The 13,009-nt window shown below is 72.4% G+C and carries 12 protein-coding genes; 6 read left to right on the plus strand and 6 right to left on the minus strand.

Going from position 1 to position 13,009, the window contains the following annotated elements:
- Positions 1–62 precede the first annotated feature (62 nt).
- On the minus strand, positions 63–1,400 hold the full coding sequence (gene gdhA / locus ACO4JP_RS06365; RefSeq protein WP_425956537.1) for an NADP-specific glutamate dehydrogenase: 1,338 nt from the start codon (positions 1,398–1,400) through the stop codon (positions 63–65).
- 255 nt (positions 1,401–1,655) lie between these two features.
- Here gdhA and murA point away from each other — a divergent pair, with 255 nt between their 5' ends.
- From murA to ACO4JP_RS06385, 4 genes are read left to right on the plus strand one after another with little or no spacing between them, the layout of a single operon-like run.
- The gene (gene murA / locus ACO4JP_RS06370) at positions 1,656–2,972 is read left to right on the plus strand and encodes a UDP-N-acetylglucosamine 1-carboxyvinyltransferase (protein WP_425956538.1); all 1,317 of its coding nucleotides are present in this window, start codon (positions 1,656–1,658) and stop codon (positions 2,970–2,972) included.
- 19 nt (positions 2,973–2,991) lie between these two features.
- Complete coding sequence (locus ACO4JP_RS06375; RefSeq protein ID WP_425956539.1) at positions 2,992–3,747, plus strand: lysophospholipid acyltransferase family protein; 756 nt, start codon at positions 2,992–2,994, stop codon at positions 3,745–3,747.
- Complete coding sequence (locus ACO4JP_RS06380) at positions 3,744–4,745, plus strand: NAD(P)H-dependent glycerol-3-phosphate dehydrogenase (protein ID WP_425956540.1); 1,002 nt, start codon at positions 3,744–3,746, stop codon at positions 4,743–4,745. The genes ACO4JP_RS06375 and ACO4JP_RS06380 overlap by 4 nt, the downstream gene beginning before the upstream one ends.
- 35 nt (positions 4,746–4,780) lie before the next feature.
- Positions 4,781–5,035 (plus strand): hypothetical protein, encoded by a 255-nt coding sequence (locus ACO4JP_RS06385; RefSeq protein ID WP_425956541.1) that lies wholly within the window; start codon positions 4,781–4,783, stop codon positions 5,033–5,035.
- Positions 5,036–5,114: 79 nt separating this feature from the next.
- Here the strand turns inward: ACO4JP_RS06385 and ACO4JP_RS06390 are convergent, their stop codons facing one another.
- The 3 genes from ACO4JP_RS06390 to ACO4JP_RS06400 all read right to left on the minus strand — a co-directional run bounded on the left by ACO4JP_RS06390 (position 5,115) and on the right by ACO4JP_RS06400 (position 8,741).
- A complete protein-coding gene (locus tag ACO4JP_RS06390; RefSeq protein ID WP_425956542.1) occupies positions 5,115–5,738 on the minus strand; it encodes an AMIN-like domain-containing (lipo)protein in 624 nt (207 codons plus the stop codon).
- 231 nt (positions 5,739–5,969) lie between these two features.
- A complete protein-coding gene (locus tag ACO4JP_RS06395) occupies positions 5,970–7,163 on the minus strand; it encodes a trans-sulfuration enzyme family protein (RefSeq protein ID WP_425956543.1) in 1,194 nt (397 codons plus the stop codon).
- A 264-nt stretch (positions 7,164–7,427) separates the two neighbouring features.
- Entirely contained in the window at positions 7,428–8,741 is a 1,314-nt protein-coding gene (locus ACO4JP_RS06400) for a cation:proton antiporter (RefSeq protein ID WP_425956544.1), read from the minus strand.
- 86 nt (positions 8,742–8,827) lie between these two features.
- Here ACO4JP_RS06400 and ACO4JP_RS06405 point away from each other — a divergent pair, with 86 nt between their 5' ends.
- Complete coding sequence (locus tag ACO4JP_RS06405; RefSeq protein ID WP_425956545.1) at positions 8,828–9,094, plus strand: hypothetical protein; 267 nt, start codon at positions 8,828–8,830, stop codon at positions 9,092–9,094.
- Positions 9,095–9,157: 63 nt separating this feature from the next.
- Here ACO4JP_RS06405 and ACO4JP_RS06410 read toward each other — a convergent pair whose 3' ends face one another.
- Positions 9,158–10,201 carry an L-threonylcarbamoyladenylate synthase gene (locus tag ACO4JP_RS06410; protein ID WP_425956546.1) on the minus strand — a complete coding sequence of 348 codons (1,044 nt, stop codon included), beginning with the start codon at positions 10,199–10,201 and terminating at the stop codon, positions 9,158–9,160.
- Entirely contained in the window at positions 10,201–11,352 is a 1,152-nt protein-coding gene (locus tag ACO4JP_RS06415) for an acyl-CoA dehydrogenase family protein (protein WP_425956547.1), read from the minus strand. Before ACO4JP_RS06415 ends, ACO4JP_RS06410 begins: the two co-directional genes overlap by 1 nt.
- 69 nt (positions 11,353–11,421) lie before the next feature.
- Between ACO4JP_RS06415 and ACO4JP_RS06420 the strand changes: the two genes are divergently transcribed.
- Positions 11,422–12,993 (plus strand): AMP-binding protein, encoded by a 1,572-nt coding sequence (locus ACO4JP_RS06420; protein WP_425956548.1) that lies wholly within the window; start codon positions 11,422–11,424, stop codon positions 12,991–12,993.
- The last annotated feature ends 16 nt before the right edge of the window (positions 12,994–13,009 follow it).

Here is a 13,009-nt window from a genome sequence, read left to right on the forward strand (position 1 = left end):
GGCGTTGGACACAGCACGGGCTCCGGAGCGAGATGCTCCGGAGCCCATGCTGTTTCGTCAGGTCAGATGACGCCGAGGGCGATGATCGCGTCCGCGACCTTCGTGAAGCCGGCGATGTTGGCGCCGACCACGTAGTTGCCGGGCGCGTCGTACTCGTCGGCCGTCTCCACGCACTGGTCGTGGATGCCGGTCATGATGTGCTGCAGGCGCTCCTCGGTGTAGTCGAACGTCCACGCGTCGCGCGAGGCGTTCTGCTGCATCTCGAGCGCCGAGGTCCCCACCCCACCGGCGTTGGCGGCCTTGCCCGGGCCGAACAGCACGCCGGCATCCTGGAGCAGGGCCACGGCCTCCGGCGTCGTGGGCATGTTGGCGCCCTCGGCGACGGCGACGACGCCGTTGGCGACGAGCTGCTTGGCGTTGGCCTCGTCGAGCTCGTTCTGCGTGGCGCAGGGGAGCGCGACGTCGGCAGGGACGTCCCAGATCGAGCCCCCGGTGACGAGGCGCGCGCCGGGGCGGCGGGCGACGTAGTCGGCGACGCGGCCGCGCTCGACCTCCTTGACCTGGCGGAGCAGGTCGACGTCCACGCCGGCCTCGTCGACCACGTAGCCGGAGGAGTCGGAGAACGAGACGACGTTGGCGCCGCGCTGCTGGGCCTTGGCGATCGCGTAGATCGCGACGTTGCCCGAGCCCGAGACCGTCACGCGGCGGCCGTCGAGGTCCTGGCCCTTGGTGGCGAGCATCGACTCGGCGAACATGACGGTGCCGTAGCCGGTGGCCTCGGTGCGCACGAGCGAGCCGCCCCAGGTGAGGCCCTTGCCGGTGAGCACGCCGGACTCGTAGCGGTTGGTGATCCGCTTGTACTGGCCGAACAGGTAGCCGATCTCGCGGCCGCCGACACCGATGTCGCCGGCCGGGACGTCGGTGTACTCGCCGATGTGGCGGTACAGCTCCGTCATGAACGACTGGCAGAAGCGCATGACCTCGCCGTCGGACCTGCCGCGCGGGTCGAAGTCCGAGCCGCCCTTGCCGCCGCCGATCGGCATGCCCGTGAGCGAGTTCTTGAAGATCTGCTCGAAGCCGAGGAACTTCACGATGCCCAGGTACACCGACGGGTGAAAGCGCAGGCCGCCCTTGTACGGGCCGAGGGCCGAGTTGAACTCGACGCGGAAGCCGCGGTTGATCTGCACGCGGCCCGTGTCGTCGACCCACGGCACCCGGAAGACGATCTGACGCTCGGGCTCGCAGATACGCTCGAGGACGGCCGCCTCGACGTACTGCGGGTTCTTCCTCAGGACGGGCTCGAGCGACTCGAAGACCTCGCGCACGGCCTGGTGAAACTCGGCCTCACCCGGGTTGCGGCGCAGGACCGCGTCGAACACCGACTGCAGCTGGGAATCCATTCTTACCTCCGGTTCTTCCCTTCGCTCCGCACGCTAACGTCCGGCTCGCGGTTGCTGGACGTTGTGGCGCGTCTCGATCAGCCGCCGCGTGGTGCGATGCGCGTGTCGACGCGCGACCGGGCGGAGGGCGAGTGAAGGTGTGGTGAACGGAAACAACCTCACGTGCCAGCGTGTTGGCACGACCGGATCCTCAGGGGGAGGATCGACCGCGCCGACGCACCCGGCACCCTACCGAGGACAGGACGACACGATCTGATGAACGACCTGCTGTACGTCAACGGCGGCAACCCGCTCGAGGGCACCATCACGGTGCGTGGAGCCAAGAACTTCGTCTCCAAGGCGATGGTGGCCTCGCTCCTCGGGGAGACGGCCAGCGTGCTGCGCAACGTCCCGCAGATCCGCGACGTCGGCGTCGTGTCCGGGCTCCTCGAGCTCCACGGCGTCAACGTCAAGTACGACTCCGACGCCGGGATCCTCGACCTCGACCCGTCGAACGTCGAGTCGGCGCACATGGCCGACATCGACGCCCACGCGGGCTCGAGCCGCATCCCGATCCTCCTCTGCGGCCCGCTGCTGCACCGCCTCGGCGAGGCGTTCATCCCGGACCTGGGCGGCTGCCGGATCGGCGACCGGCCGATCAACTACCACCTCGACATCCTGCGGCAGTTCGGCGCCGTCGTGGACAAGCGCCCCAACGGCATCCACCTGCGCGCCCCGCGCCGCCTCCAGGGCACCAAGTTCACGCTCGAGTACCCGTCGGTCGGGTCCACCGAGCAGCTGCTGCTCACCGCCGTGCGCGCCGAGGGCATCACCGAGCTGCGCAACGCCGCGATCGAGCCCGAGATCATGGACCTCATCGCCGTCCTGCAGAAGATGGGCGCCGTCATCTCGGTCGACACCGACCGCGTGATCCGCATCGAGGGGGTCGACCGCCTCGAGGGCTTCAACCACACCTCGCTCGCCGACCGCATCGAGGCCGCCTCGTGGGCGTCGGCCGCGCTCGCCACGGGCGGCGACGTCACCATCAAGGGCGCCACGCAGCCCGAGATGATGACCTTCCTCAACACCTTCCGGAAGGTCGGCGGCCAGTTCGACGTCCAGGACGACGGCATCCGCTTCTGGCACCCGGGCGGCGACCTGCGCTCGATCGTCCTCGAGACGGACGTGCACCCCGGCTTCATGACCGACTGGCAGCAGCCCCTCGTCGTCGCGCTCACCCAGGCCACCGGCCTGTCGATCGTGCACGAGACGGTGTACGAGAACCGGTTCGGCTTCACCGAGGCCCTGCGCCAGATGGGCGCGACCATCCAGGTGTACAAGGAGTGCCTCGGCGGCGGCGACTGCCGGTTCGGCCAGCGCAACTTCCACCACTCGGCCGTCATCTCCGGCCCGACGCCGCTCGCGGCCGCCGACATCGAGGTGCCGGACCTGCGCGGCGGGTTCTCACACCTCATCGCGGCGCTCGCGGCCAAGGGCACCTCGACGGTCCGCGGCATCAGCCTCATCGACCGCGGGTACGAGAACTTCCAGGACAAGCTCGTAGCGCTCGGCGCGGACGTCTCGCGCGACTGAACCAGTAGGCTCTGGGGCCGTGACGATCGCCCGCCCCGAGTCCCGCGCGTACCGAGCCATCGCCTGGCTCGTGCGACACCTGATGTTCGCCGTGGCCCGGTACGAGTGGTCGGGCGGTGAGAACTTCCCCGCGTCCGGGGGGTTCATCGCCGCTGCCAACCACGCGACCGAGCTCGACGCGCTGACGTTCGTGCACTTCCTGTTCGACCACGGGCACGAGCCGCGCATCCTCGCGAAGCGGGGGCTGTTCACCACGCCCGTCCTCGGCTCGCTGCTGCGCGCCACGCGCATGATCCCGGTCGATCGCGGCAGCGCCGACGCCGGCCACTCGCTCGACGTCGCGCGCCACGAGATCGGCGAGGGCTCGTGCGTCGCGATCTTCCCCGAGGGCACGATCACCCGGGACCCCGACCTCTGGCCCATGGAGGGCAAGACGGGCCTGGCCCGCATCGCGCTGTCCACGCGCACGCCGGTCATCCCCGTCGCCCAGTGGGGAGCAGGCGCGCTGCTGCCCCGGTACGGCCGCCTGCTGCGCCCGTTCCCGCGCAAGCGCGTCCAGATGCACGCCGGCCCCGCCGTCGACCTGTCCGACCTCTACGACCGGCCGCAGGACACGGCCACGCTGCGCGAGGCGACGACCCGGGTCATGAACGCGATCACCGCCGAGCTCGCGAAGCTCCGCGGCGAGGAGGCGCCTGCAGCCCGGTTCGACCTCCGCAAGCACCCCGAGTACCGGAAGAAGCAGACGACCTACCCGCCGGTGGAGCGCCCGTGACCGCCGTCGCCGTGCTCGGCGCGGGCGCCTGGGGCACCACCTTCGCCAAGGTCCTCGCCGACGCCGGGTGCGACGTGCGGCTGTGGGGCCGGGACGAGGCCGTCGCGCGATCCGTCACGCTGCAGCACCGCAACGAGAAGTACCTGCCGGGGATCGACCTGCCGGTGACCATCACCGGCACCACGGACGCCGCGGTCGCGCTCGCGGGCGCGCGCATCGTCGTCGCGGCCATCCCGTCGCAGGTCGCTCGCGCCACGCTCGCGGGCATGGCCGGCCTCGTCGAGCCGGACGCCGTCGTCGTCTCGCTCATGAAGGGCGTGGAGCTCTCGACGGACCGGCTCATGAGCGAGGTCGTCAGCGAGGCGCTCCGCGTTCCCGCCGACCGCGTCGCGGTCGTCTCCGGCCCGAACCTCGCCAAGGAGATCGCCGTCCGCCAGCCCACGGCGACGGTGGTCGCCTCGGCCAGCGAGGAGACCGCCCGGCTGGTCGCAGGCGCGTGCACGACGTCGTACTTCCGGCCGTACACCAACGACGACGTCGTCGGCGTCGAGCTGTGCGGCGCGGTCAAGAACGTCATCGCGCTCGCCGTGGGCATCGCGCAGGGGCTCGGCTACGGCTGGAACACCACCGCCACGGTGATCACGCGCGGCCTCGTCGAGATCACCCGGCTCGGTCTCGTGCTCGGGGCACAGGCCGAGACGTTCGCAGGCCTCGCCGGGATGGGCGACCTCGTCGCGACCTGCGCCTCGCCCCTGAGCCGCAACCACACGCTCGGCAGCCATATGGGCAAGGGCCTCTCGCTCGAGGAGGCGATCGCGGCGACGGGCGGCACGGCCGAGGGCGTGAAGTCGTCGCAGTCGGTGCTGGACCTCGCGGCCAAGCACGGCGTCGAGATGCCGATCACCGCCGGGGTCGTCGCCGTGGTGGAGGGGTCGCTGCCCGTCGAGCAGCTCGGGCCGATGCTGCTGTCGCGGCCGCAGAAGGCGGAGGGTGTCTAGGTGTCCCTGGCCGTCACGTTGGTGACAGGCAAGCGATGAGGAAGGCTTCCAAGCGCGTGGGCCTGGCGGCCGTCCTGGGCTCCGTCTTTGTGGTCTTGGTCATTCTTGTGTTCGTGCCGAGAGGTGCGGACGACACGCTGCAACCGTCAGCGTCGGACATCTGGCGCAACGTCGCGTTCCTTGTGCTGCTCGGCTCGGCGGTCGGGGTGTTCGTGTACGTTCTCGCCAGGCCGGCTCGGCAGCAGCGACGCAAGTCCGTGCGCGGCGACGAGCTGCACCGGGACAGGTAGTTCAGACGCCAGCAAACGCCTGTCGACAGGGGACGCGTCGAGATACCGCCTCGCCCCGATGCTCGCCGCAGCTTGAGGGTCAGCCGTTCTCGACGTCCACCACGAGCCGCGTCGGGTCGTCCAGCGTGAACACCCGGAACGGGCGCTGCTGGTCGACGCCGACGAACGCCGTCGTGTACCCCTCGAAGACGAAGCGGTAGACCACCTGCTGCACCGCGCCACGAGATACCGAGACGGTGGTGCCCGCGTACTCCTGGACGCCGGTGTCCATCGGCACGCCGGTGCCCGAGATCACCACGCGGAGCACGGCGCCGCCCGCGACGTCGACATGGTTGCCGGAGGCGTCGTCGAGGGCCTCGTCGACGTACTCCACCCGCCAGCCCGGCGTGCCGACGCCGCCGAGGTCGAAGACGACCCGGTCGTAGCCGTCGTGGGTCGCGACGCGGATGCCCGTCACGGTGAGCGCCGCACCCGTGCCCGGGTCCGCGGTCGACGTCGTGGCCGGGTCCCCGAAGGGGGCGTCGGACCCGGCGTCGGATGGCGTCGCCGGGCTCGGGTCCTCGGTGGGTGAGGCGGTGGGGGAGGCAGTAGGGGAGGCGCTTGCCGTCGAGCCGGGCGACGTGCCGTCGCCTTCCATGCACCCGCCCGCAGTGAGGACGACGGCGACCAGGGCCGCCGCCGTCGCGCTGGCCCGGGTACGCATGGGCACCTCCGCTATCGGTATCTCACGGTAGGCCGACCAGCGGACTTACGCTCGACCCATGGGGGTGATTCGCAAGCTTTCGGGTGGCGTGGGCGGCGGCGGGGCAGGCGCGCTCGGCGAGATCATCGACGTCTTCCAGCCCGGCCACCGCGCGCTCGTGGACGAGCAGGAGCGCCAGCGGCAGCGACCCCGGTCACGGCGAGATCGACCTGGGCTCCGGCGTGGTGGTGATCAGCGCACCGAGCGCAGCGCCTGGTCCAGGTCGGCCCACAGGTCCTCGACGTCCTCCACACCCACCGACATCCGCAGCAGGTCCTCGGGAACGGTCGGCGACTCCGTCGTGAAGCGGCGGCGGCGCTCGAGGCTCGACTCGACGCCGCCCAGCGACGTCGCCGGCACCCACAGCCGCAGCGCGGCGACGACGGCGTCGGCCGCGGCCGTCCCGCCCACCGGGCGCATGCCGATGATCGCGCCGAAGCCCCGCATCTGGCGGGCGGCGCGCGCGTGCCCGGGGTCGCTCGGGAGCGACGGGTGCCGCACCTCGGCGACGGCCGGGTGCTCGGCCAGGCGGGTCGCCAGGACGGCCGCGTTGGCCTGAGCCCGCTCGACGCGCAGGTGCAGCGTGCGCAGCCCGCGCAGCGCGAGCCACACCTCGAACGGCCCGGCGATGGACCCGTGCAGGGTCCGGTACGCCCGCAGCTCCGCATCCAGCGACGGGTCGTTCGTCACGCACGCGCCGAGCACGACGTCGGAGTGCCCCGCGAGGTACTTGGTCACCGAGTGCAGCACGACGTCGGCGCCCAGCGCGAGCGGGTTCTGCCCCAGCGGGGTCGCGAACGTGTTGTCGACGACGGTGCGCACGCCCCGCTCACGCGCCGCGGCGAGCAGCGCGGGCAGGTCGGCGACCTCGAGCATCGGGTTGGTGGGTGACTCGAGCAGAGCGACGTCGGCGCCGCCCTCACCCCACGAGTCTCCTCGCTTCGCTGCGGGGCGTCGCGAGGACCCCGCGGGCTCGAGCGCGGCGACCACCTGGTCGGTGTCGGCGATGTCGACGCGACGCACCTCGACGCCGTGCTTCTTCGCGAGGTCGTCGGCGTAGCCGAGGCTCACCTGGTAGGCGTGGCGGGGCACCACCAGCACGCCGCCGTCGGGCACGAGCGACAGCGCGGCCGCGACCGCGGCCATCCCGGAGCCGAACACGACCGCGGGGTGGACCGCGCCCTCGAGCCTGCCGAGCGCCTCCTCGAACGGCGCCCACGTCTCCGTCCCGCTGCGCGTGTAGAGCAGCTCGGGCCCGGGCACGCCCTGCGAGACGTACGTCGAGCTGAGCACGAGGGGCGGGTTGACCGGGCCGCCCTGGACGCGCGGGGGGCGCCCGAAGGTGACTGCGACGGTCGCGGGGTGCAGGTGCTCGCCATGGGCCATGGGGGGAGCGTACGACGTCGTCGCCCCGGGCCACGAAGCGCCCTGGCAGCGGCCTCAGCACGGGAGATCGACGTGGCGCTCGATCGTGCCGGGCTCGAGCTGGGCCACGATCTCGTCGCGCTCCGCGCCGGTCATCGGTCGGGCGTCGAGGACCTGGTTCCAGCATCGTTGCCCAGCGCCAACCCGGCGACGGTGCCGATCACGACCGCGATCAGCGACAGCATGCACACGCCATACGCGCGAGCGACCCGTTCGAGGAGGTGCCTACGCGCGGCCGTCGTCCCGGTGCGAGAGGCCGAGCCGACGCCTGCGCACGGGCGCCGTCGCGGCTGCCTGACCGTCCGCGCCCGCGACCCCGCGTTCCGTGGTGTGCTCCGTGCCGCTGCGCCGGCCGAACCAGGCGCTGAGCGGCGCCGCCGTGAGACCGTGCAAGACGACGGACAGCAGGATCGTCCAGACCACCGTCTCGGCGAGCACGCCCGTGGCCCCCTGGGCGCCGATGTGCAGCTCGTGGGCCGCGAGGATGAGGAACACCACCGATGCGAGCCCTCGCGGACCGAACCAGCCGATGAACAGCGTCGTGGTAACGCGCGTGCGGGCGCCCAGCAGCGCGATGGCCACGGGGACCATGCGGATCACCGTGAGCGACACCAGGGCATAGGCCAGGGCGCTCGCGTGCCAGCCGTCCTCGAGGAGCGGCCCTGCCAGAGCGGCACCGAACAAGGCCCACACGGCATACGACATGAACAGCCCCGTGGTCTCGGTGTACTCGACCGCACGTGACACCCGGTGACGGGTCACGGCGCCGAAGACGAGTCCTGCGACGAAGCTCGAGACGAAGCCGTTGCCGCCCAGGGCCACGGCGCCGCTGTAGCTGACCAGCGCCAGGAGCAGGACCGCCAGCTCGTCGGACAGCGGGGTGGTCCACCGGTCGCGACGGGCCCGCAGGGCGAGCAGGGCCCCGCCGGCCCCCACGACGGCAGCCACGGCGACGGCCACCGCGATGGCCTTCCCCGCATCCCCCAGCCACCCAGCCGTGGCCGACTCCTCGCTCGCGACGACGGCGATGAGCACGGTCACGACCGGGGTCGCGATCCCGTCGTTGAGGCCGCTCTCGACGTTCAGGGTGGTCCGCACGATGGGCGGCACCTTCGGGTTGGACACCACCGGCAGGCTCAGAGCCGCGTCCGTCGGGGCGAGGATCGTGGCCACGAGCGCGGCGGCAGCCCACGTCGAGCCGTCGAGCATGCCGTGGGCGACCACCGTGCCGAGCACGATGGTGAGCGGCAGCCCCACGGCGAGCAACCGCAGCGGTAGCCCCGCGTGGTGGGTCAGCCGCCGCAGCCCGATGGTGGACGCGTCGGCGAAGAGCAACATCGCCAGCGTCACCTCGGTGGCGAGCTTCACCGGCTCGCTCGACGCGGGCAGCTGGAGCACGGCCAGGCCCGCCGGTCCGAGCACGAGACCGGCTGCCGTCATCACCAGGGGGCCACCCACGGACCACCGCTCCAGGCGGGAGGCGACGAGAGCGTAGGCGATGGCGACGAGGCCCAGCAGCGTCAGACCGGTGGCCTGCATGCCTCCTCCTCGCCCGCCGGAAGGCGTCCCGGCGATACCTCGGCCCCGATCCGACGTGCCACGGCAGTATCACCCTGCAGGGGGACGTGCGCCCTGGCTTCCGCCGCAAGACTCCTGGTGCGGACGATCGACTCTCGAGCAGCCCCGGTGCGGCGACCGCCGCGCGAGCGAGCGTGGACGCCCTCGCCAAGCTGCAGGTACCGCAGACACGCGTGGTGCGCGACGGGCAGGTCGCGGCGATCGCCGCAACGGAGGCAAGGTGCTCCGCAGGCGCCGGCGCCCGCGACCCGCCCCTCGCCTTCGAGCACGAAGCCGCCGTCGCGCCGGCGCGTGCCGTCACGCATCCTCGGTGATCTCGCGCTGCCGGGTGTGATCGGGGTCAGCCCTGTGGCGTCGCCGCGCACGCGCGGCGGCCTTCATGTCCCTGCTGGTGCGTCGGCTCGCACGACCCGGAACGCCGCAGCCTTGAGCAGCCGGTTGCGCACGGCCTGGGAGAGGCCGTCGTCCTCTGCGGGGCAGCGGGCGAAGATCCTGGACACCTCGGGCCGGTCCAGCGCCCGGAGGGCGTCGAACAGCCCGCGGGCCAGGCTGCGGGGATCGTCCTCGGAGCCGTAGGCGACGACCTCGAACCCCGCGAACGCGCCGGCCTCCTCGTCGAAGCACAGCACGGCGGGATGCTCGAGCCCCTGCGCCCGCACGTAGGCGGCGGCCTCGGCGGCCGTCCCGTCGACGACCACCACGGGCGCCGCGGGCGCGTAGTGCCGGTACTTCATCCCGGGCGCCCCTGGCGTCTGGTCCGCCGCCATCTCGCCGACGACGGCGGGGTCGACGCCCACGTCCCCGAGCACCTCGCGCAGCTGCTCCAGGGACACGCCCCCGGGCCGTAGCAGTCGCGGCGGCGTGCTTGTGAGGTCCACGACCGTGGACTCGACGCCGACGTCGCACGGCCCGCCGTCGAGCACCGCGGGGATGCGCCCGGCGAGGTCGTGGACCACGTGCTGCGCCGTCGTCGGGCTGGGCGAGCCGGCGCGGTTGGCCGACGGCGCGGCCAGCGGCACCCCGGCCGCGCGCAGCACCGCCCGGAACGCGTCGTGGGCCGGGACCCGCACGGCGACGGTGTCCAGCCCGGCGGTCACACGGTCCGGGATGACGGGCTGGCGGGGGAGCACCACGGTGAGCGGACCGGGCCAGAACCGCTCGGCCAGGGCCGTCGCCGCCGGGGGCACCTCGCGCGCGATGCGCGGCAGGTCGTCCGCCGAGGCGATGTGCACGATGAGCGGGTTGTCCGACGGCCGGCCCTTGGCCGCGTAGATCGCCGCGACCACGTCCGGGTCGAGCGCGTTCCCCGCCAGGCCGTAGACCGTCTCGGTCGGCAGAGCCGCGATGCCGCCGTCGCGCAGGACTGCGGCGACGGCCGCGACGTCCTCAGGCAGGTTCGCGTCGAGGAGGCGGGTCTCCATCACTCGAGCGGCCCCAGCAGCGACTGCGCCACCGTCGAGTGCGCGGACTCGTCGTCGGACGGGTGGAAGATGCCCGCGAGGACGTCCCGGTACAGGCGACCGAGCTCCGAGCGGTTGAAGTAGGTGGACCCGCCGGAGCAGCGGATCGCCTCGTCGACCACGTACCGGGCCGTCTCCGTCGCGCGCACCTTGATGCCCGCCGTCTGGCGGAACCACGCGGCACCCAGGTTCTCGCCCGCATCGATGGCACCGGCGGCCTGCTCGAGCTGCGGCCAGATGCCGTCCTGCGCGAGCGCCGCCGAGGCGATGCGCCAGCGGATGTCCGGGTCCTGCGAGTAGGCCTTGCCGGTCTTCATCGACGTGCGCTTCTGCACCGTCTCCACGGCGAGCTCGAGCGCGCGGTCGGCGATGCCCGCGTAGACGCTCGCGAGCAGCAGCTCGAAGCTCGTGAAGATGCCCAGCACGTAGGGGTCCAGGCTCGGCCCGGGCGCGATCTTGCGCATCACGCGGTCGGCGGGCGCGGAGGCGCCGTCGAGCACCGTGGTGCGCGACTGCGACGCCCGCATGCCGATCGTGTCCCAGTCGTCGAGGATCTCGAACCCGCCGTCGTCGCGCGTGACGAACGCGTGCACGATCACCGGGTTGTCAGGGTCGGTCGTGTCGTCGAGGCCCATGACGCCGAGGCGGGTCCAGCCGGGGGAGTTGGACGTGAAGATCTTGCGGCCGTGGAACGTGTAGCCGCCGTCGGCGTCGGGCTTGGCCTGCGTGCGCGAACCCAGCAGCACCAGGTCGTTGCCCGCCTCCGAGTAGCCGAAGCCGAAGACCTCGCCGTCCCGTGCCTCCTCGAGGAGCCAGTCCATCGACGCGTCGCCGCGGTCGTGCAGGAACCGCGCGACGCCCGTCCACACGTGGTGCATGTTGATCGCGAGCGCGGTGGCCGGTGCGGCGCCGGCCAGGCGCCCCTGCTCGCGGGCCACGTCCGCGAGCCCGAGACCCGGCCCGCCGAGGTCCGTGGGCACCAGCGCCGCGAGGTAGCCGGCCGCCTTGAGGTCCGCGAGGTCGTCGTCGAAGAAGTCGTTCGCCCGGTCGTGGATCGCGGCCCGGCCGCGGATAGTGTGCAGCAGCTCTTCATCCAGGATCCGCGTTGGCATGAGGCTTTCCTATCACTACAGTCCCGGTCCACGAGCGGCAGCGACGCTGCTCCCGGAGGAGGCATCCCCATGGTCATCCGCAGCCAGTACCCCGACGTCGTCATCCCCGACCTGACCCTGTACGACTTCCTGCTCGGGTCGCTGCAGGACGACGAGCTCGACCGCGTCGCTGTCGTCGACGGCCCAACCGGCGCCACCACCACGTACGCCCAGCTGCGCGCCCAGGTCGACGCGATCGCGGGCGCGTTCGCCGCGCGCGGGCTCGGCGTCGGCGACGTCGTCGCACTGCACAGCCCCAACGTGCCCGCCTTCGTCTCGGTGTTCCACGGACTGCTGCGCGCGGGCATCACGGTCACCACGGTCAACGCGCTCGCCACCGGCCCGGAGATCGGGCGTCAGCTCCAGGTCTCGGGAGCGAAGGCGCTGGTCACCCTCTCGCCGCTCCTGGCCGCGGCCGCGGCGGGGGCCGCTGCGGCGGGCGTCGGCGACGTCGTCGTGCTCGACGGCGCCGAGGGCTACCCGGCGCTCGCGGACCTGCTCGCCGCGGGTGGTCCGGCCCCGGACGTGACGCTGGACCCGGGGACGCACCTCGCCGTCCTGCCGTACTCCTCGGGCACCGTGGGCCTGCCCAAGGGCGTCATGCTCACGCACCGCAACCTCGTGGCCAACGTGGTGCAGTCGCTACCGCTCATCGACGTGACCCCGGACGAGGTGGTGCCGGCGGTGCTGCCGTTCTTCCACATCTACGGCATGACCGTGCTGCTGAACATGGCCCTGTCGGTGCGGGCGCGGCTCGTGACGCTGCCGCGGTTCGACCTCGCGCAGCTCCTCGAGGTCGTCGAGCGGGAACGGGCGACGTACCTGTTCGTCGCGCCGCCCATGGCGCTCGCGCTCGCGAAGCACCCGCTGGTCGAGACGCGGGACCTCTCCAGCGTGCGCGTCGTGCTCTCAGGCGCCGCGCCGCTCGACGCCGGGCTGGCGGACGCCGTCGCCCAGCGGCTGAGGACGCGCGTGGTGCAGGGCTACGGGATGAGCGAGATGAGTCCGGTCTCGCACGTCGTGCCCGTCGATCGTCCCGACATCTCGTCCGGGTCGATCGGGCTGCTGGTCCCCAACATGGAAGCGCGGGTCGTCGACCCTGCGACCGGCGAGGACGCCACCACTGGCGAGCTCCTGTGCCGCGGCCCGAACATCATGACCGGCTACCTGGGCGACGACGCCGCGACCCGCGACGCCATCGACGCCGACGGGTTCCTCCACACGGGAGACATCGTCTCGGTCGACACCGCGGGCGTGTTCACCGTGGTGGACCGGCTCAAGGAGCTCATCAAGTACAAGGGCTACCAGGTGGCGCCGGCCGAGCTCGAGGCGCTGCTGCTGCAGCACCCGGCCATCGCCGACGCGGCCGTGATCGGCCTGCCCGACGACGAGGCCGGCGAGGTACCGAAGGCTTACGTGGTGCCCGCACCCGGGGCTTCGCTGACGGCCGACGACGTCGCGGCGTACGTGGCGTCGCACGTCGCGCCCTACAAGAAGGTGCGGGCGGTGGAACTCGTCGAGTCCGTGCCGAAGTCGGCCTCGGGGAAGATCCTGCGCAAGCAGCTGCGGCAGCTCGAGGCCGACCGGCGGGCGGCGCTCTGAGGCGGTCCGACGGATC

This window comes from Xylanimonas sp. McL0601 (genome assembly GCF_049852175.1).
Lineage (GTDB): Bacteria > Actinomycetota > Actinomycetes > Actinomycetales > Cellulomonadaceae > Xylanimonas.

What these genes read in the sequence shown, in the direction of transcription:
- gdhA (WP_425956537.1), bottom strand. Translation starts at nt 1,400, where the DNA reads ATGGATTCCCAGCTGCAGTCGGTGTTCGACGCGGTCCTGCGCCGCAAC.
- murA (WP_425956538.1), top strand. Translation starts at nt 1,656, where the DNA reads ATGAACGACCTGCTGTACGTCAACGGCGGCAACCCGCTCGAGGGCACC.
- ACO4JP_RS06385 (WP_425956541.1), top strand. Translation starts at nt 4,781, where the DNA reads ATGAGGAAGGCTTCCAAGCGCGTGGGCCTGGCGGCCGTCCTGGGCTCC.
- ACO4JP_RS06390 (WP_425956542.1), bottom strand. Translation starts at nt 5,738, where the DNA reads ATGCGTACCCGGGCCAGCGCGACGGCGGCGGCCCTGGTCGCCGTCGTC.
- ACO4JP_RS06395 (WP_425956543.1), bottom strand. Translation starts at nt 7,163, where the DNA reads ATGGCCCATGGCGAGCACCTGCACCCCGCGACCGTCGCAGTCACCTTC.
- ACO4JP_RS06400 (WP_425956544.1), bottom strand. Translation starts at nt 8,741, where the DNA reads ATGCAGGCCACCGGTCTGACGCTGCTGGGCCTCGTCGCCATCGCCTAC.
- ACO4JP_RS06410 (WP_425956546.1), bottom strand. Translation starts at nt 10,201, where the DNA reads ATGGAGACCCGCCTCCTCGACGCGAACCTGCCTGAGGACGTCGCGGCC.
- ACO4JP_RS06415 (WP_425956547.1), bottom strand. Translation starts at nt 11,352, where the DNA reads ATGCCAACGCGGATCCTGGATGAAGAGCTGCTGCACACTATCCGCGGC.
- ACO4JP_RS06420 (WP_425956548.1), top strand. Translation starts at nt 11,422, where the DNA reads ATGGTCATCCGCAGCCAGTACCCCGACGTCGTCATCCCCGACCTGACC.